The organism is Proteiniphilum acetatigenes DSM 18083, assembly GCF_000380985.1.
Lineage (GTDB): Bacteria > Bacteroidota > Bacteroidia > Bacteroidales > Dysgonomonadaceae > Proteiniphilum > Proteiniphilum acetatigenes.
The window spans coordinates 158,276-179,271 of record NZ_KB905693.1; the positions used below are offsets into that span (position 1 = coordinate 158,276).

The window sequence follows — 20,996 nt, forward strand, 5'->3', positions numbered from 1 at the left end:
ATATTTTAGTTATTCCTGTATCGATTCTATCATTCAGAGCATAGGGTTAATTCACTTCCAATTCCTGCCAGGAAGGAAACTTGGGAAACGGAGCATGAGGCTCTTTCTGATACCAGAAAGTAGTAGACGAGATATCCGATTTCTGTGGCAGATAACGGTGTCCATGCCGCCAACCCAGATCCTGAATGGTGATTCTCAGGTCTTTCTTAAACCGTATAGGATCCATCACATGCCAGCGATACATTCCGAATCGTTGGCCCGACCTGTAGGTAATATCGGGAGGCAATACCTGTACCAATCCGGCATAAGGTGTTGTAAAAGTAACGTATTTCCCATGCCGGTCGAAATTATACGATCCGCAGAAATAATCCTCAGTTCCGGTTCCTATGATGGTAGGGAATTGCTTGTCTCCATCCATGAAGAATTTGATTTCTCCTTCGCCCCACCAGCCATTGTTATTCACCTGCCAGGCCATATAGACACCTACATAGTGCCCTTCTCCCTTTATTCCGTCGATAATGGTATAATCGGAGGTTTCATTCACTTTTGTGCGGCGGAATTGTGCATGGAAATAAGCAGCATCGTCGGGCACATCGGTCAGCGTATAATCGATCTGATAATAGAGGTTCATCGGCTGTTCATCATTGATATTAGTCATGGTGATCCTGCATTTTTTGCGGAACGGCATTACCCAATAACAATTGAATGCACTACCCGGATTGACGGTTACAGGCAGGGAATTCAGATGGGCATATTCATTCCACCCCATGCCGAAGAAATCACCCACAGGTGACTCTACTGACGGTTCCGTTTCATCATCCCAGTAGATACGTATAATGGAAAAACGCCAGTTGCCTGTCGGCGTCATCCAGATATGCTGAATAGCACCCGGCCCTTCAATTTCGGCCATGGTGAACGTTTCACCCGGATTGATCGTCACAAACGGATTCACTTTCCAGCCCTGTCCCAGATCACGTGCAGGATTTGTAGCATTCGCCGTATTGCGGGGCGCGTTGGGATCCGGGATAGCCATTCCCCCTTTCCCTTTCTCGCCGGTAAAATTTTCCGGACTGATAGAACGTGTTTCCGCGTTGGATAGCCGATATAGGTTACCCATATTCATATCCAGACCATTGAAATCACGATTTTGGGAAAAAACGGTTGTCGTGAATGCAATACAAAAAAGAAAAAAGAAAGTTGTTTTTAAACGCATAATAAACAAATTAAAAATTTATTGATATTCTTAGAAACTGTTTTGAATTTTCCGAATTTATTATTTATGGATTAATTTCTTTCCCAAAGATATTATATTTTTTAACATCCATCGAACCAAATAACACTTCCAGCCGGGGTTTTCCATTTTTTAATGAGAGTGTGCCAAAGCCTGTACCGGTACTGATAAAACCGGTAAAATCACCTATTTTTGAATCAATATACAGTATTTTATCTACTGTATCGTATCTGATTCCCGTCAGCGCTTGTATCATGGCATAACTTGCCATTGCCCTGGCATACCAATGACCGCATTCATATTCATTAAAAGGATTTCTTACAGAACCGTCGTACCTGTCACGGCAGACGCGCACTATTTCCAGACCTTTTTCTATCTCTCCTTTCAGCATCAGATGGCTTGCCACCTGGTATTCAATCCCGGTCCAAACTTCGTTACTATAAACAAACGGTAGAGATAATGCTCCTCCTTTCGGCCATGAGCAGAGTAATAATCCTCCGTCTTCACCACAAGCATACGTCGGTCGTTGCGGATTGTAATGATCGAGTAACGTTGTTTTCAGATTGTATTTATGGACTGCCTTCAGGTGACTGGTAACCATTTCATTATCTATTATTTCCGGAAGTCCGCAGACGGAGGCCATCCACATTCCCAAGATCCCATCCGAAAGGCAACCGGTACCATATTGATATTTAGGCCCCTCTTTTTGTAACAAAGCAATGGCCTCTTCAGAATACGCACCACCGAAAGATTGTACATTTACCGGATTGGGGGCCTCCAAGCCTTCCCACTGAATTTTCTGAATAAAATATTCACCATCAAAGAGGTCGTTTTCAATATACTTTTTGCCCGCAGTCAATAAAGAGTGATACTCATTATATGGTTTCCTGAGCGCTTTGCTCATTTCAATAAAAGCCGTGAGTGCACCCAGATAAAAACTGGTGCACATTCCATCAGGTCCCCAAAATTCAATATCATAAGTATTATGATGCGGCTCCTCGAGACATCCTTTCCCCTTCGGATCCCACGTACGGATACAATAATCAAGGCTCTTCTTTACATATGGATACAACGATTTCATCCATTCCGTATCTCCACTTATCCTCCAATCCCGGTAGACTTTCATGATTCCTCCCAATTGACCGTCTGCCGCCGCATGAAAATTATGTTCAGTAGGGGTAATGGGGATATTGGTCCTGAAATTCTGATGCCCTTCTTCATTCTGGCTCACCTTAAATTCCGTCTCACGCAATGTCCGTTCCAAAGCAGGAAAAAGATGAGGAATAGCCTGCGCATAATTCCATACATGCGTACAACTTCCGTGACAACATCCCGAATCGTCGTTACACCCTTCCCATGCCCAAAGCCTCCCGTCAGACACACGCAAAACGGTGGGTGATTTTAGTATAGTTAAATTGGCAGCCACTGCTTCCAGCACTTCAGGGGGGAGGGTGGAGTCGTAAAAAGATTTACTGAATAATTCGGAGTATTTTTTCAACGTTGTACAGTTCTCGTTCCAATATCCGATTACACTGTCCAGATTCTCAAATCGGGTTGCATACCAGGGACGATAATAAGAATTCCCGGGAGTTACAACACCCACTTCCTCGGATTCTATAATTTCCCATCCTTCTGAATAATCACCTTCAAAATCAGCCAGCACAATTGCTCCGGAGGAAGGGGAGGAGAGTATCTCATCATGACGGTCGGTTAAAACAAACTGGTCGGCGAGAATATGTCCCCATGGGAATGTATCAAGATCAATGATTTTCAACCGGGCAATTTTTCCCGCATATTTTTTCAAATCCCAGATTACTTCTGTTAATTGTTCTGTATTGTTTCCCACCGCGGTCTCCACGATCCGGTCATTTATCCACAGGTTGACAGATGTTTTTCCCTTTTGATTCCCACCTCCCACTAAAAATTTGAGGTATCTTTTGCTGATGGTAAACTCAGGAGAGAGCAAAGTTCCCACTTGTCCATCCCCATTCGGATCAAAAGAGTTCAACAAGCCCTGCCCTATATAACCCGACACTTTTTGCTGACCCTTTACCGGTTGCTTTGTTGTTTTACCGGTAAATGCCGGTCCGGTAACAATTCTTTGTCCTATAGAAAGATCCGATTTAGGAAGATACCAACAGAAATTGACTTTCACTGTTTTTTCTTCACCCGGTTTCAAATTTACCGGCAGATAGACAGAAGCTCCCGGAGAAACTCCTTCAATGGGAGCATTACCAATAATCTTTGCACCCCTGATGTTATCCCAAAGGATCGTCTGCGAATCAAACCATCCACCCCTGAACCAGCAATGATCGGTCACAGCATTATTATCGTCCAGATAAACAGCAAATCCTCCAATTCCATTGTTGCCGTCTGTACCGGCTTTGGTCATTCTGAAGCCATTTTTCTGTCCGGATATATACCCTCCCTCATCAATAAAATTACGGGCATTGTACGAGAAGACGGCTTCAATCACCTCATTGGATCTGTTTTTAAAGGAATATTCCAGTACACCTACCGGAAGGCTTGAATTATCCTCATCAGTAGGAATAAAGGGACTCCAGCCGGTAATTTTTACATCCAGTGGAATATCTTTATCTTCTAAATCTATTATTCCAAAAGGGAATCTGGCTCTGAACAAACCTTTCTCAAACCTCGGTAACCCGTAATTCCGGTTACCCAAACCATTTCCACTTCCGCGAGGGCCAAACAGTTTCCAGGTAGGAACAGTTGATTCCAGCACTTTCGCTCCGTTTTTTATCCCTTTAATACTGATAGCTGCAAAAGCATAGGGCGTATTGTAGATCTCCGGGCGATGGTTAACCGATAGGTGAGAAATCGCTCCGGTTCCCTCCAGGCAGAACATACCGGCACCTATGCCTCCAATCGGAAAAGCCACTTTACTTAAGTACTCATTCCTGTATTCTCCGTTATAGCTTCTCTCGGTTCTTTCAAGCTGAAAATTCAATTTTTCAGGGTTATTTGATCTCAATAAACTTTCAGCCGATGCAAAGCCGGGAATATTTGACGCGGCAATAGTGCCCAAGCCAATTTTTTTTAGGAATGTCCTGCGATTATTATTCATTTTACCTCTCTAATTTTGTATTTTCCCGATAAACTGTTGCGGTGACAACGGAGTAATCCCAAAGATAAACTTTTCTCCGTTCTTAAACGGTGAATTCAATTCTAAATTTTCGATGGATATACCTCCCGGTATGGGTGCCTCACTTGCCCAATAAGTAAAGCGGCCGGTAATTACTCCCTTTAACTCTTTATGGGGATTCTCTTTTATCCAATACTGGGTTGCATGTTTACCCCTGTATTGCCAATGCAGTTTCGTGTCGTGCGTAAATACAGTCTGGCTGTAATCTTCCTCATCGGGCGCGGCAATAAAATAGACGTTACCCTTTTTATCCCGCATCATCTTCTCTTGTGAAAAATATTCACGTGAAGTAAAATGAATATCCTTATAATCGGGCCATATTTGAAATGAGGATATTTGTTTGTCTTTGAAGAAAAGCGTCCTCAGACGGGCTTTGTTTCCCATTGTTGCACTCGTTATGAAATAATCCAGATCCACAGAACCATCATATTTATAAGTGGTTATCTCAAATTCGTAAGGACGGGATTCAAAAAACCGAAGACGGGCATATACTTTAGCACCGTTATCAAAAGGTTCGGAAAAGACATACAATGTCAGCGTCTCCTCCCCGTCTATCTTTTCCACTACCCCTCTTGCCGGGTATTGCTCATTTAAGGGTAAAACAGCCGTAGCATCGTCAGAGCTCCAAAAACGTTTTCCCCATTCATCCTTATCCAGACTACTCTTTTCAAGTTCCGAATACCCACGTTCTTCTGCTCCTCTCGGAATCGGCTCAAAAGCAATGAAATTCATCACCTCAGGAAATCCATAATTCAGATACGGAGTGTATATCCTGATCAATCCTCTGGGGCCTGGTAACGGAACCAATCCCACAATTATACCATTGGCATGGCCCCATACCGGCATAGCCGGTTTTCCCTGTACCGGTTGTATCCATGCGCCAACCGTATCGGGAGGTGCCAATTGCTTCCAATTCGAAAAACTCTGCTGAGCATCCGAAAGGGTGATTATCAGTAAAAATAAAGAAACTAGTAACTGTCGCATATCTCTGTTTTCTAAATAATCTAAATAATCGTTTGTACTATTCTTCAATCCTGAAAACTACCCATATCTGCTATTTCGGCTTTCATCAAAAAAACATTGTACGGCATCCACATCGACATCAGGAAATAGAGATTGTCGCCGTTTACAGACAGGGGATGAAAATAAGATCCGTATAATTGCGCATAATCCTTTCCCGCTGCCAGTTCATACGGTTCACTCCAGGGGCCGGTAATCTGCTCCGCTGTACGCATGGTGATATTATACCTGTCGCCATTGAAATAAGCAACGAACCACTTGTTAAATGTCTCACTATAGATGAACGACAACTCACCCACCTTATCATCTATAATGACGGTTGCCAGGTTTTCATCTCCTTTGATCCATTGCCCGGAAGATCCGTTCCAATATTCATACTGATCCCGGTTCTCAATATCAGCTTCACGAAACCGGGCAAGAGCGGCTTTGCTGTCGCGCCCGGTTTGTGTGCCGATCATATATACATATCCATCTTTCTTAAAATATCCACCTTGTCCAAAGGGACTATTGGAGGAGAAGGTAACTCCTTCACACTTCTCCCATGTCAGTCCGTTATCGGTCGACTTGTACATTCCCGAATAATTAGTGATCCAGCCGGTCCAGTTCCTCATATTGAAGTAATGGACATAATCAGCCCCATTGGTGCGAATGGCTGCTGTGGGAATAGAAGTCCAGTCTCCATTACCCGAACCGTCCTTCCCGCCATAAACAATTTCACGGGCATCTCCCCTGGCATCGGTCGCCATACTGCTGAAGGTCAACCCGTCATCCAGGTTTTTATCTTCTGAAAAAGCCAGCACGTTACTTCTCCAACTACCTCCGTTGGGGCCGGGATTAGTGGGGTTCGGTTTGAAATCCCGACCGAAAGTATCCCCAAAGAATATCCCATATTTACCCGGTTCCATTTCCCAGACAATGCCCAGATCAGTCCCACCCACATTCCAGTTTAATGTATTGTTGGGACTGGGGAATGTCTCTCCGGATACCGGGGCACCGGTCACACGTGCTATCCGGCTCACATTACGGATAAAAAAGCCCCACCGGTTATCTACATTCAGTGAAATTTCTTTAGAGATATTTCCATCCAGATAAACAGCTTTCAGGATCAGTCTGAAAAAATCAGGATCAGAAGTTCTCACTTGGTATGTAAAAAGATAAGAGGAAGAGAGTTCGCTCCGGCTGATCTTTTCCGAATAACTTTCTCCTCCACTCTTATTAATGACCAGATAATCAATATTGTCAAGATTTTTAAACTGGAGAAGTGTGGAAACAGTTTTTGTCTCCTTGTCGGGTATGAGATCGGTTTCGGCCAATGAGATCTCATCAACCGGAATATAAGGCTCATCACTGCCTTCTTCTTTGCTACAGGACGATATAATTATCGTAATGATAGCAAAGGCTATAAGTATCCAATAATTTCTATTTTTTTCCGGGCTCATACACTTTTTTCGGCTAAATGCTATTTAATCAATTCTCTGTGAACAAAGATAAAAGGGTGTACCGCTAAGCGGTGTGACTAAAAACATGTACCTCGCTTTCGGTACACCCTCACTACTTATGGTATCACAGTTGTCATTCAATTTTAATTATTACACCTTCAGAAAAGACCCTGTCGGTAAATCCTTCTTCTTTTGCTTCGGGAGTCAGAAAACCCAGCAATTTGACAATAAACCGGTACTCTTTATTCGGATCTATTGTAATCTGTGCAGAGTTGACCTCATCGAATACGGAGATTCTCTGTCTGTAAATATCATCCTCCACCACCTGAATACTTGCTTCCAGCGGTCGATTGAAGTCCTGAGGGATATTGCCGGGTATCTGCCATGACAGTCTAACCACATTTCCTTCCAGCGTATAAGACAGATTCTCTACTTTAGGTAAGGAATAATTAAAATCTTTCCTGTCGATAATATCTCTGTCGTAGCACCCTGTAAACAGTACTAAGATCAGTGCTACAATAATCAGTTTTCCTATTTTTCTCATAACCATAGATTTTATTTCCGGCATCAATATCCGGGGTTTTGTGTATAGTTACCTTTGGCCCATTTCATCTGATTTTGCGGAATCGGGAAAAACTCGTCCCGTCCGGAAGTGAAGCGGGCATTTGCCATCCATGAGAATCGTGTCTTTTCCACGGTAAAATAGTTATTCATGACCTCTTCCAGGACACCCCAACGTTGCAGATCGAAGAAACGGCGTCCTTCACCGGCCATTTCCAGGCGGTTTTCCCATTGCATTGCTTTCCAGGCAAAATCCTTATCCCATACACAGTTCTCACCTGGTTTATAGACCTCCACATGATAGTTCATTACCGGTGTACCATCGGCCTTGATCAACCAACCAGTGCTATTGGCAGCCCGTTCACGCACTTTATTGACAGGAATTAATGCCTCATTCCATCTGTCCAGTTGAATCAATACTTCTGCTTTCCAGAGCAGGACTTCATCGTAACGGATCATCCGCTTGTTCATCGAATTGAATTGCCATCCGTCATACAAGAGACAATCACAACCGGGATGGGGTAATTCTTTCACAGATTTCAACCAACCATATTCAGCTCCGTTCCTTATTCCCCTGCTTTCAAAAATCAGATCAGGATCGTATTTCCACGGCTGTCCGGGCACACCGGCCGTATGGCTGAAACGGGGATCCCAATTGTACTTATTAAAATAGTCCGGATTTCCCGCTTCAACAAGTGCTATATTATCACTTCCATCCGTATTCTTGATATAATTTCCATAGCTGTCATTATTGTAGTCATCAAACAGCGGCAATCCGTCAGGACCTGTCTTAAAGGCATTCCCCATATTATAACTGATATGATGGAATCCGCAACATTGGAATCCTGCCCAGTTCCAGGGGTGATTCAATCCTTCCCCACGATTGATTTTTCCTCCGGTAGAGCTGCCATCATCAATAGAATATTGAATTTCCCAGATCGACTCTTTGGTATTATTATCGGAAGTATGAATAAAGTTTTCCCCGAAATCCTGACAAAGGTCTACTTTACCGCCTTCCTGGTCGGTCAGCTTGTTCAGGTAAACCAACGCCTCCGAGAGCCGGTCTTTATTGATATTAACCACCTGATGCCTGTCGTTCTGCTCATATGCCATGAACATCAGGGTTCTGGCCACCATTGCTGTGGCTGCATTTTTATCTACCCTTCCTTTCTCCGGTTGCACATCGGGCAACGCCTCTTCGGCATCTTTAAAATCACTCAATATCCGTTCCCAGAGATACTGGTCGTTCGGAAAACTGGAATCTCTGTTGGGAATCGCTTCAAACTCAGCCGAACTACCCACTACATTTTCATCGATATAAGGTATATATTTGAAAAACTGTTTCAACCTGAAATGAACAAAAGCCCTGATAAATTTCATCTCCCCTATTCTCACACTCTTTAAAGGATAATCCTCCTCGGAGATGTTATTCAGTTTCTGTATTGCGGTGTTGCTACGCTGGATAATCTGATAGGAAACATACCACGGATAATCAATCGGCCAACCATTGGCAGTCAGATTCACAAAGGTTTCCATAAAACCCCATCCGTCACCGCCGTCCCAGACGCCACCACCACCCTTATATGAGTCGTCAGACCGCATAGAGCCGGACCACCAGGGCGAAAAAGGAGAATCCCAGGATGGTATATCGGTAATCCTTGCATAAGCTGCTGTCACAAAACCTTCCATATCTTCCGGAGAATTCAGTAATCCCTCATCCAGTACCTGTTTAGGATTCACTTCCAAAAGATCGGAGCAGTTATTTGCCGTAACAAGGAAGGTGACGAGCAAAAAGATATATTTTAATCGTTTCATAATCTATAAATTTAGAATGTTACATTAACTCCAAAAGCCATGGTGAATGGTGTCAGATAACCGTACCCCGGCATTTCAGGATCAAAACTGGTATATCTGTCTTTTCCCCATCCTTTTTTCAGCGTAAGTACATTACGTGCAGAAGCATAAATCCGAAGGTGTTGCATCATCATCGCATTCGTAAGCTGTTTCGGGAAGGTGTAACCCAGTTCTATATTTCTCAACTTCAGATAGGAGCCGTCTTCAACAAAATAGGAGGAAAACCGCTGCTCGCTATTTGGATTTGAATTGGACATAGCCGGAATATCGGAATCGGGATTATCGAAATACCATGCATCCAGTATTCTTTTTTCATGATTCTTTCCAGCGGGAACGGAGATATTCCAAAGATCACTTTCCTGTTTCCAGATATTATTTACCTTATTACCGTATACACCCTGGAAAAAGATGTTCATATCAAAATTCTTATAACCGAGGTCAAAGGTGATTCCCCCGAAAAAGTCAGGATCGGTAATTCCTATAAAAGTACGGTCATACAATTCATCAACGACCCCATTCCCATCCAGGTCCTTATAACGGATCCTTCCGATGGCCTTTCCTGTCTGCTCGGCATGGTTATCCACCTCTTCCTGGGTTTTGAAGATGCCATCGGCCACCATTCCATAAAGGATATTAGGCGTTCTGCCTAAGACAAAATCATGCATACCGTCACCCGGATACCTGTTGACCACATTTTCGGGAAGTTCTACCAGTTTTGTCCTGTAAGAACCGATATTGGCCGTTATGGCATATTGAAACTCAGCGGTTGGATCGTTTCTGTAAGTAATCTCGAATTCAACACCCTGATTATTCATATTGGCTCCATTGATCCAGGGTTCACCTCCTTCACCCATAGCGGCAATATAAGGAACCTGTACCAACACATCGTTTGTCTTTTTAAAATAATAGCTTAACGAACCGAACAGGCGTTGATTCAGAAAACCAAAATCGACTGCAATATCAGTCTGTTTTGTCGTCTCCCACTTTAGATTGGGATTTCCAAGCCAGGTTCTCCGGTAACCAGACCAAAGCGGTCCGCTTTCATTACCTTCTATCGGATAGGATGTACCAAAATAATCGGTTGTAAAAGGTGTGGAAGTATATCCACGCGGCAATCCCTGCACATTTCCGTTGGCTCCCCAGCTTGCACGAAGCTTCAGATCAGATACAGCTTCCACGTCAGCCATAAAGGGTTCGTTGTTGATTCTCCATCCGGCCGAAACTGCAGGAAAAATTCCATAGCGGTTGTTCGCACCAAAGAGTGATGACCCATCTCGTCGTAGTGTAAATGAAAGGAGATACTTTGAGTCAAGGGCATAATTTACTTTTCCAAAGAGTGATAAATAGACATATTCATCTGCCGAACTCCCCAATGAATATTTTGTACCGGTAGTCACACCGATATGGGCAAAATCCCTGTCTTCAAGGTATATCCCCTCCCTTCTGGCCGAAAATCCTTCCTGTACGAATCGGGTAAATTCGGTACCCGCCACCGCATCCAATGAATGTCTTCCGGTATTCAGCGTATAGGAAAGGGTATTGGTCCATACATAACTCAATGGATGCGACTGGTAGCTTCCTACATAATTTTCCCCGTCGCTGTTCCTTCCGCCGGTCTCAGACCAGATGCCGTCGACCGCCCTGTTATAGGCATTACCGTAATCTACCCCGAACTGGGTACGGGCTGATATTCCTTTCCAGATATCAAGGTCAAGGAAAATATTACCGATTATTTTCACGTAATTATTGATATTGTCTTTATTCATTGTCAATAGACGTACCGGATTGGTAAAATCATCAAAGCCGGGAGCTCCCGCCCAGTTACCGTTGATGTCGTAAACCGGCCCGGCAGGAGGATTGATCATTGCCCAACGGGTTTCGTTCGAATTCCTGTATTGCAGATAGGTCAACGCGATATTCTCACCGATTTTCAACCGGTTATTCAATAAGGCGTATTCCGTATTGGCACGCACCGAGTATTGTCTGAAAAAGGTATGAATTTGCGTACCTTCATTGTTATAATAACCCAATGAAAACAGGCTCTTTGACCGATCTGTTCCTTGAGAAACGGTCACCTGATGGTTTGTCATCATCGCGGTACGGAAGATTTCGTCCATCCAGTCGGTATCCGAGCCTCTGACAGTCTGTTCCGGATTGAGCCATTCCGCCGGTTTCACCCCGTCGAGCACTGCCAATTCGTTGTCATTTCTGTGCCAGGTAAAATCATAGGTAGTGGGTAATGACATAGATACGCCATACACTTTCTCGTCATATGCCTGCGCTCTGAAAGCAGCTATTCCGTACTCTTCAGCATTCATCAACCGGGGTTTGTTCACAACGGAACTGAATGAAACACTTCCGTTGTATTCAACGGATATTGCACCTTCTTTCCCTTTTTTGGTTTGAATCAAAATTACGCCCCCTGATGCGCGTGCACCGTATATACTGGCTGAAGCAGCGTCTTTCAATATCTGAATCGATTCTATATCTCCGGAATTAATATCCCTAAGGTTGAGATTCTCCGTGGGCATCCCATCCAATACGATCAACGGTTTTACTCCACCTGAAAGGGAAGAGAGCCCTCTAATCTGAATATTCACATCTTCAGCAGGATTTCCCCCGTTTGTTGTAATATGGACCCCGGAAAGTTTTCCCTGCAACGCTTTCATCGCATTGGCCGAAGGATTCTTGATGATATCACTGCTCGTCGCCATGGAAACAGATCCGGTAAGATCGGCTTTCCTTTGTGTCATATAGCCTGTATAAACCAATTCTTCCAGCATGGTAGCATCATCTTCCATCACCACATCAATTACCGTCGCTCCTCTCACGGATTGTTCCACTGTCCTCTTTCCGATAAAGGAAAAAACCAGTACCGCATCCTCTGAAGGCACGTTTAGCTGGTATCTACCATCCATATCGGTGATAGTACCAACAGTTGTACCTTTCACATATACACTTGTTCCCGGCAAGGGGTCATTGGTATTTTGTTCTGTAACAACTCCTCTGATGGTTTTAGCCTGTTGTATCTGGTTGGGTGTCTGGGCTGCAAAGGTATAGAGAGTGAATCCCAGAAACAGACAAACCAAAGCGAGTTTGCTTATAAAATTTTTCATATGACTAAATTTATTGATTGATCACTCATTTCCCCACAACTGTGGGTCATTTCCTTTCGCTTTCCGCCAGGCATCTCTCCAGCGGTGCATATCCATATGGTTGATAAAAGGCTTGGGTTTACGTGCTTCCTTAGATGGCGCCGGAGGCAATTTTACCGCACTGTCCTGATACCAGTAAGCCACAGTGGCCAGATCAAGGGTGAGATTGTTGTTGTGTCCTGTTTCAATGGTTCCTTTCACTTCTGTTTCAAAGAAAATGGGGTCATTGATAAAAAAACGGTACACATGGGTTCTTCCCAGCCAGCCTATATCGTTATTCACCCTGGGATAACCGAAATGGGGATGTGAGAACGGCTCTTTGGGACACCAGGAGGTATTGAAGAAATCTTCCGTACCGGTGCCGATCAAAGAAGGGGTCTTCTCCCCGTCGATAAACCACATATCATCTCCCTCGCCGTACCACATGGGGGTAGGAGAGTGTACGTAATAATTGATCCCTACAAAATGCCCTTTCCCTTTGGTTTCGATAAAAACATAGTTCCGGTCTAACTGGGTATTGGGCTTCCATTCGCCTGTCAGTGCCCATTCAGTTTCTCCTTCAGGCAGGGCTTTGGATAGGCTATGATTATACCAGGCGTGAAAACGGCCCATTCCTTCGGAAAGTTCCGCCATCTCCAGATAGTCTACATAAAAATAGAAAGCATTGATCGTCTTATCGGTCTGATTCTCAATCTCTATTCTCGCTCCTTTCTCAAAGGGCATCGCAAAATAACTGCTCAGTCCTGTTCCGTTCTCAGGTCCTGCCGACAAGGGAAGCGAAGCGTAATTATACCGCTCGTCCCATCCCTGTCCAAAGAAAGGCCCGATAGGTGATTCCACCGAGGGATAATCGTTCCCGTCCCAATACATCCTGATAATGATATCGTTCCTGCTTAATTCACCGGGTGGAGGAGCAATGGTAATCCAGATATGGTTGATTACACCTGTCCCTTTTATCTCCGCAATAGTTCGTTTTTCACCGGGCTTGAACGGTTCCAGATGGTCCCGGTTTCCTCCTGTGGGATCGGTACTGGATATCCTCCTGTTTTTCATGCCCGACTTCAATTTTGCCAGTTCAAACATCTCCCCCATCGACTCTGTTTGGGAAAAGAGGGGTAATGAAAGCATAATTCCCAAAATAAGGGTGCTTAATTTCAGCATTTTAAAGTTAATTTTCTTCATTCTATCTATTTATTTACAATTTAAGAATACGATTGATATAAGATTATTACATAAAGGATTACAGACTCTATAAAATCTTTATTCTTTACTCCTTACTCTTTATTCTTATCTATACACCGGTCCGTAAGCTGCACAGGCACGGTAATCCGCCCCTTCGTTATCAGAACCGAATGCGGACCATGCATCCGGACGGAAGATCTTTTCATCATCCACATTGTGCATATTCACCGGAATAGAAAGCGCCGAAGCCAGTGTGATCAGGTCGGCACCGATATGTCCATAACTGATAGCACCATGATTTGCACCCCAATAGTTCATCACCGAATAGATATCTGTAAAGCGGCCTTTACCGGTGATGCGCGGTACGAAGAAGGTAGACGGCCATGTCTTGTCGGTTCGTTTGTTGATGATGTCGAAAACTTCTTCAGGAAAGGTGGCTGTCCATCCTTCAGCAATCTGTAATACAGGCCCCAATCCCTTGATCAGGTTCAGGCGGCACATGGTCACCGGCATACCTGCCCTGGTCAGAAATTGTGAAGAATATCCTCCTCCACGCATATACTCAAGCGATGCAGGATACCAGGTAGTGGCATTGAGCATCTTTTCCACCTCTTCCTCACTGATCTCCCAGAAAGGTTTCATCACAGGATTGCCGTTTTCGTCCGACTGCTGACCGGTACCGTCAAGGGTACATGAACCGGAATTGATGAGGTGGATCGCACCATCTTTCAATATTCCTTCAGGTTTCCATCCGCTTACCCGTTCTATCGCTTCGGGACTCCAATAGGTACGTACATCGGCAAAGATCTGGGAAGTATTGGTAAGTAGTTGGTTGAATAACATACTGATACCGTTAAGGTGATCATCCTCAGTAGCAAAAGTGAATGGTTTCCGGATCCCGTTCCAGTCGAATGAAGAATTGAGGATCGCTTCCGAAAAATCACCATCGGGCAGAAAATCGGTCCACTGCCGTTGCCCCTGAAAACCTCCCGCTATGGCATTGTGCCCAAGGGCTTCTTCACCATATCCCATAGTGTCCAGTACCGGATTTCCAATCATCAGGTCACGCATAATCAGTGTCATCTTCACCACGAACTCCCAGTCTTTATCTTTCTGTTCCCGGCTGTGCTTCAGATGTTCAGGATTAAAATCCTCTCCCTCACGAGTCATACAGTGCTCTTTTGTCCACTGCATCGCTTTGGCGAATTCATCATGATTATAGATACCCAGTTGAATGCGGCGAAGTATTTCACTGGCATCCACAAATTCGGTACGCATCCCGAGGTACTCCTGCAAGAAATCGGGATTGGTCATAGAGCCACCGATCCCCATCGAGACGGAACCGATGGAGAGGTATGATTTCCCCCGCATGATAGCCACGGCAAGTCCCGCCTTCGCAAAGCGAAGCAGTTTCTCCTGTACATCGGTCGGAATCGACGGGTCGTTCATATCCTGTACTTCCCTTCCGTAAATACCGAATGCAGGCAGTCCCTTTTGATTATGAACCGCCAGCGCAGCCGAAAGATAAACCGCGCCGGGGCGCTCCGTACCGTTGAATCCCCAAATCGCTTTCGGGATATTAGGATTCATGTCAATGGTCTCAGATCCGTAACACCAGCAGGGGGTAACAGACAGGGAAAGCCCTACGTTCTCCTTTTCAAATTTTTCAGCACATAAGGCTGCTTCTTTCACCCCTCCGATACAACTGTCGGCAATCACACATTCTACCGGAGAACCGTCGGGATACCGAAGATTTTCACGGTATAACTTTTCTACACTTTTCGCCAGATTCATAGTGGTATCTTCGAGAGATTCCCTGATGCCTCCGCGTCGTCCGTCAATCACAGGACGAATTCCGATCTTAGGATAATTTTGTTGCATACAATTTAGTTTACTTTTTTATACTATATATAAAGGATAGAATTAAACGTTTAACTACTACCCTCACACTTATCACAATTATTTAATCCTATACAAAAGCAATTTATCAGAGATTAATTAAACGTTTAACTGACTGTAGAAAAAATTTCAGGTAATCAATTCTGCTTCCAAAAAGAGTTTTTGGTTTTTTACATCCTTTTTCTCTATCTGATCAATCAGCAGTTCCAATGCACTTTTAGCCATTTCTTCGATAGGTTGTTTAATGAAGGGTACCCTAAAGGGGAACAAATTAATAGCATCAGTTTCATCAAAACACATTACCTGAATATCTTTTTGAATAAGCATTCCTCGTTTGAACAACGATTTCACACCCGCCATGGAGATAGTATTGGTAGCAAAGAAAATGGCATCTACTTTTTTTTCACATTTCAATAATTGTGAAATAGCCTTATCCATATCTTCATTCAAATATTGATAACTTACCTCCTTCACATGATCCGGAGTAAAAAGTCCTGCATCTTTCATTGCCTCTATGAATCCCCGTTTTCGTTCGTTGGTATGAAACTGATCCTGTCTGTAAGTAATGAATGCCGGATTTTTAAATCCCTGGTCAATCAACTGCTTTGTGGAACGATAACATATTTCATAATTGTTGATCAGTACAGAAGGAACGTTTAAATCCGGAAATCCCCTGTCTACCAAAACCAACGGTTTCTTACCTTTCAAAACCGATTCTATCAAAACCTCACTTCCTTCTGCAGGAGTGATGATTAAACCATCCACCTGTCGGGAATTAAGAAAAGTGATTATCTTTCCCATCTCCTCCAATTTTTCATTGGTATTACCAATAATCACTGTGTATCCTTCTTTCTCAGCGTAATTCTGAATATGGAGAGCCAACGTGCCAAAAAATACATTCGAAATATCAGCGACTATTAATCCGATTGACTTGGAATGGCCCATTTTCAAACCTTTGGCCAGGCTATTAGGTATATAATGCAACTCAGCCGCTTTATCTATGATTTTTTTTGACATTTCCTCACTTACCCTGCCATTCTTGTTCTTTCCGTTCAGAACAAGTGACACGGTTGCAGCAGATACTCCTAACTCTTTTGCTATTACCTTTAAGGAAACTTTTTCCACTCTCTATAGACATTTATAACGTAACTTAACGCAAAAGTATAAGGTTAATCGATTAATTAAAAATTATTTCTTATGTTTTATAACATATTTATGCTATACAATGATTATTTATATCAATTCTAAATAAAAATATCGTTAGATATAGGATAAGAAGTAGATCGGGGAAGTATTTTAAAAGAGATATTCAATAAACTTAAAGATATAGGTATCAACGATATAAAATTAGTTTTATGGACGACGTCAAACATTAAACCTGAAATGCATAATATCCCCGTCCTGCACAATATATTCCTTTCCTTCCACACTCATTTTCCCTGCTTCCTTCACGGCATTTTCGGAACCGTAAGTAATAAAATCCTCATATTTGATCACTTCTGCCCGGATAAATCCCTTTTCAAAATCGGTATGGATCACTCCGGCACACTGCGGTGCTTTCCATCCTTTCTGGAAAGTCCATGCACGTACTTCCTGCACACCTGCTGTCAGGAATGTTTGCAGATCCAACAGGTTATATGCGGCTTTGATCAGCCGGCTTACACCTGATTCCTCCAATCCTATTTCATTCAGGAACATTTCACGCTCTTCATAGGTATCGAACTCAGCTATTTCAGACTCAATTTTTGCCGCAACGACCAATATCCGGGCATTTTCATTTTTCACCGCTTCCCGCACCGCTTCTACATACTGATTACCGGCTACCGCACTCGCTTCATCCACATTACAGACGTATAATACCGGTTTTGCGGTTAACAGGAAAAGTTCGCGGGCAATTTTATTTTCATCTTTTGTGTCGAAAGAAACGGTACGGGCCGATTCCCCCTGCAACAATGCTCCCCTGATCTTTGAATAGACTTCGAAAGCAAGTCTGGCATCTTTATCTCCTCCTGTCTTAGCCTGTTTTTCCACTTTAGTGATACGGGCTTCAATAGTTTCCAGATCTTTCAATTGCAACTCGGCATCGATGATCTCTTTATCCCTGACAGGATCCACCCTGCCATCGACATGAGTCACATTTTCATCGTCAAAGCAACGCAATACATGCAATATGGCATCTGTCTCACGGATATTGGCCAGAAATTTATTTCCCAGACCTTCTCCCTTACTCGCACCTTTTACCAATCCTGCAATATCTACGATCTCCACAGTAGTAGGTACAATCTTCTGGGGATGGATCAATTCCGCCAGTTTATTTAGCCGTTCATCCGGAACAGTAATAACCCCTACATTGGGTTCTATAGTACAAAACGGGAAATTTGCCGCCTGCGCTTTCGCATTCGACAAACAATTGAAAAGGGTGGATTTCCCCACATTGGGAAGTCCTACAATACCACATTGCAGAGCCATTCTATTAAGACTTTAAGACCGCTTCGCTATAAGAACCAAGAACCAGGATTGGAGACAAAGCTGAAATTTATACTTTTATTTAGTGGGTGCAAAAGTACATAAAATTGAAGTATTTCCAAACTCCTAAATGATAAAGCTATTTCTTATAAACCATACCATGCCGATATTTCCAACATCCGTTCGATAGGTTTCACTGCTTTTATCCTTACCTCTTCATCTACTATAATTTCCGGTTTTTCATTTTTCAGGCAGAGATACAGTTTTTCCAATGTGTTCATCTTCATATAGAAACACTCGTTACAGGCACAGGTTGAATCTTCGGGAGGAGCCGGAATAAATTCCTTATCCGGATTTTCTTTCTGCATCTGGTGTAAAATTCCCGCTTCGGTAGCCACGATAAATTGTTTATTCTCGGAATTGGTAGCAAATTTTAAAATAGCTGAAGTAGATCCCACATGATCCGCTATTTCCAAAAGATATTTAGGACATTCGGGATGGGCCAGTAACAAAGCATTGGGATATTCCTTTTTCAATTCCAGGATTCTTTCAAGGGAAAATTGTGCATGTACATGACATACTCCATCCCATAAAAGCATATTCCTGCCGGTCAGTTTATTGATATAATCACCCAGGTTCTTATCCGGACCAAAGATTATCTTTTCATCTTCCGGAAGCGATTCTACAATCTGTTTGGCATTGGTGGAAGTCACCACGATATCTGTAAGTGCCTTTACGGTTGCCGTTGTATTTACATAAGAGATGACCGTATGATCCGGATGAGCATTTACGAATTCTTCAAACGGCCCGGCCGGACAACTCTCAGCGAGCGAACAGCCGGCATTCAGATCGGGGATAAAAACACGTTTTTCCGGACTTAGTATTTTAGCCGTCTCGCCCATAAAGTGTACGCCACACAACACAATAATATCAGCTGAAGTTTTTGAGGCCCATTGTGCCAATGCAAGACTGTCTCCTACAAAATCAGCGATATCCTGTATCTCCGGTTCCTGATAGTAGTGTGCCAAAATAATGGCATTCTTCTCCTTCTTCAGCAACTCTATATTCTGTACAAGTTCTTCTTTTGTCATATGACTATTTATTTTCTCCTATTCCGGCATACAAACCTTTCAATGCTTTTCAACCGGATTTATATTTATATATATACTTTTAAATTTAAAAAAATATATGATATTGATAATTGGCTGTTGAAACTGTTGATGATTTTTATATAGAAAAGCAGGAAATGATGTTATTAAACTTTGAATCTATATTATCATAACTTATCAACAAAAAAATATTTAATTTATGTCTGTAAATGTGATAATTACAAATGTTATCATAAACTGTTTACAAAGGGCAAAGTTAATAATTTATTTCTTTTTTGTTTCATTTTTCCTGTTGAAAAGTGGCTGAAATCTTTCCAATAAAAAAAGTATCTTTTTTAGGCAAAGTCGAAATTTTTTACAAAGGATCGGTTTTTTCTCTTTTGCAAATCATTTTATCAATTTCTATTTACATTCATTCCACAAGTTATCAACAGCCTGTTGGATTTGATGATTTGTTGATTGAACGATGTGATGATTATTTTATTCCCTACTTTAGATAAGTCACTATAAAAATCAGGATTCAAATATCTAAAAATTAAGTATTAAAAAGAAAAACGAATAATTATATATTGTTAATCTGTTCCGGTTGTTTTTATTTTGGAATAAAGTTTTTTGTATATTTGTATAATATAGGATGCGCCTCGGACAAGCTTAAGCAAGCTTAGCTTGTCTCCCGGCTTTCACTATATTTGTTTGTTTATAGTATTTATAGAAGAAGAGGTGAAAAGACTGTATTCTATATCATATCTGTTTTTACTTTTAATTTCAGGGTATTCCTGTATGTCAACAGTAAAAATTACTTCTGTCGTTGAAAAAGACAGGGAAGGGGATTTTTTATTGAAATGGGAGGTAAGTCCTGACCAGGAGGGAGATATAGATATCTATTCTTCCCTTACCGATAGTTCTCTTACCAGTTTTACACCCCTTGCCTCTAAGAAAATTACCGATCAGGTACTAAGAGTAAGTCCCACCGGTTCGGGATTGAGGGAATATTTTATACTTCGTACTTCCGGTGTCTATTCGGGTGTGGTTGCGAATAGAATCATAGAAATGAATAATATTAAAAATTTCAGGGATATAGGTGGATATTTCACTACGGATAACCGTCAGATAAAATGGGGAGAAATATACAGATCGGCTAATTTAAGCGATGCCACTCTATATGATCAGGAGAGAATACGCAGGTTGAATATTAAAACAGTCATTGATTTCAGATCCGAGAGGACAGCAAAAAAGTATCCGTTGCTTCTTCATCCTTCCATCCGGAAAATAGCGTTACCTCTTAGCCCGATGGATGCTGAAAAACTGGATGAACAAACAAAAGATGCTCATTTTGACAGAAGTGATGCGATCCGTTATGTACAGGAATCGTATGTGGATATCGTTGAAAATCACAAGGAACAATTTGGTGAGATGTTCGATGTACTGACTAACGACAGTAATTATCCTGTTCTTCTGACAGAATCCCTGGGCAAGGATGGTGTGGGATTGGCTTCATATTTTATACTCTACGCTTTAGGTGTTCCACACAGTACATTAGAGGAGGATTATATGCTCTCAAATATTGAAATCGATCCGGCAAAAGCAAAAATAGATGCGCGGAATCTCCCTGAACCCATGCAGGAAGCAGTAACGGCCATGCTTTCTGTCAACAGGGCATATCTGAATTATGTTATCGACTATATTAATCAGAAATATGGTTCGATGGATAATTACCTTGAAAAAGAACTCCGCGTAACTTCGGGAAAGAAAAATTTATTGTGCAAATACCTGCTTTACCAGTTCTGATATTTATTTTATTTTCATACCTTTGCATCCGATTTTAAAGACAGGATAATTTTAACCGGCTTTTCGGAGTATGGGGTTATTATCGTCACTAAAAATCATATATAAATCATAGGTTGTCATTGAATTCTC

13 protein-coding genes are annotated in these 20,996 nt (G+C 42.5%); 1 reads left to right on the forward strand and 12 read right to left on the reverse strand.

The annotated features are described in order from the left end of the window. Positions 1–46: 46 nt before the first annotated feature. From F597_RS0102720 to nadA, 12 genes are all read right to left on the reverse strand, one after another. On the reverse strand, positions 47–1,213 hold the full coding sequence (locus tag F597_RS0102720; protein WP_019538174.1) for a glycoside hydrolase family 172 protein: 1,167 nt from the start codon (positions 1,211–1,213) through the stop codon (positions 47–49). Between the two features lie 64 nt (positions 1,214–1,277). Beyond that, the gene (locus F597_RS0102725; protein ID WP_019538175.1) at positions 1,278–4,316 is read right to left on the reverse strand and encodes a GH116 family glycosyl hydrolase; all 3,039 of its coding nucleotides are present in this window, start codon (positions 4,314–4,316) and stop codon (positions 1,278–1,280) included. A 9-nt stretch (positions 4,317–4,325) separates the two neighbouring features. Then, on the reverse strand, positions 4,326–5,378 hold the full coding sequence (locus F597_RS0102730) for a hypothetical protein (protein WP_081624325.1): 1,053 nt from the start codon (positions 5,376–5,378) through the stop codon (positions 4,326–4,328). 44 nt (positions 5,379–5,422) lie between these two features. Continuing rightward, positions 5,423–6,853, reverse strand: coding sequence for a glycoside hydrolase family 183 protein (locus F597_RS0102735; RefSeq protein WP_019538177.1), 1,431 nt, complete (start codon positions 6,851–6,853; stop codon positions 5,423–5,425). Between the two features lie 133 nt (positions 6,854–6,986). After that, positions 6,987–7,397 (reverse strand): DUF4945 domain-containing protein, encoded by a 411-nt coding sequence (locus F597_RS0102740; protein ID WP_245541980.1) that lies wholly within the window; start codon positions 7,395–7,397, stop codon positions 6,987–6,989. Positions 7,398–7,420: 23 nt separating this feature from the next. After that, positions 7,421–9,229, reverse strand: a complete 1,809-nt coding sequence (locus F597_RS0102745; protein ID WP_026327050.1) for a RagB/SusD family nutrient uptake outer membrane protein — start codon at positions 9,227–9,229, stop codon at positions 7,421–7,423. An 11-nt stretch (positions 9,230–9,240) separates the two neighbouring features. Next, on the reverse strand, positions 9,241–12,384 hold the full coding sequence (locus tag F597_RS0102750; protein WP_019538180.1) for a SusC/RagA family TonB-linked outer membrane protein: 3,144 nt from the start codon (positions 12,382–12,384) through the stop codon (positions 9,241–9,243). Between the two features lie 21 nt (positions 12,385–12,405). Then, entirely contained in the window at positions 12,406–13,605 is a 1,200-nt protein-coding gene (locus F597_RS0102755; RefSeq protein WP_019538181.1) for a glycoside hydrolase family 172 protein, read from the reverse strand. 105 nt (positions 13,606–13,710) lie between these two features. Beyond that, positions 13,711–15,486: an L-fucose isomerase gene (locus tag F597_RS0102760; protein WP_019538182.1), complete on the reverse strand. Its 1,776-nt coding sequence runs from the start codon at positions 15,484–15,486 to the stop codon at positions 13,711–13,713. A gap of 147 nt (positions 15,487–15,633) precedes the next feature. Beyond that, the gene (locus F597_RS0102765) at positions 15,634–16,629 is read right to left on the reverse strand and encodes a LacI family DNA-binding transcriptional regulator (RefSeq protein WP_019538183.1); all 996 of its coding nucleotides are present in this window, start codon (positions 16,627–16,629) and stop codon (positions 15,634–15,636) included. 240 nt (positions 16,630–16,869) lie between these two features. Next, entirely contained in the window at positions 16,870–17,973 is a 1,104-nt protein-coding gene (gene ychF / locus F597_RS0102770) for a redox-regulated ATPase YchF (RefSeq protein ID WP_019538184.1), read from the reverse strand. 143 nt (positions 17,974–18,116) lie between these two features. Then, positions 18,117–19,061: a quinolinate synthase NadA gene (gene nadA, locus F597_RS0102775; protein ID WP_019538185.1), complete on the reverse strand. Its 945-nt coding sequence runs from the start codon at positions 19,059–19,061 to the stop codon at positions 18,117–18,119. A gap of 798 nt (positions 19,062–19,859) precedes the next feature. Here nadA and F597_RS0102785 point away from each other — a divergent pair. After that, positions 19,860–20,867, forward strand: a complete 1,008-nt coding sequence (locus tag F597_RS0102785) for a tyrosine-protein phosphatase (protein ID WP_157278925.1) — start codon at positions 19,860–19,862, stop codon at positions 20,865–20,867. The last annotated feature ends 129 nt before the right edge of the window (positions 20,868–20,996 follow it).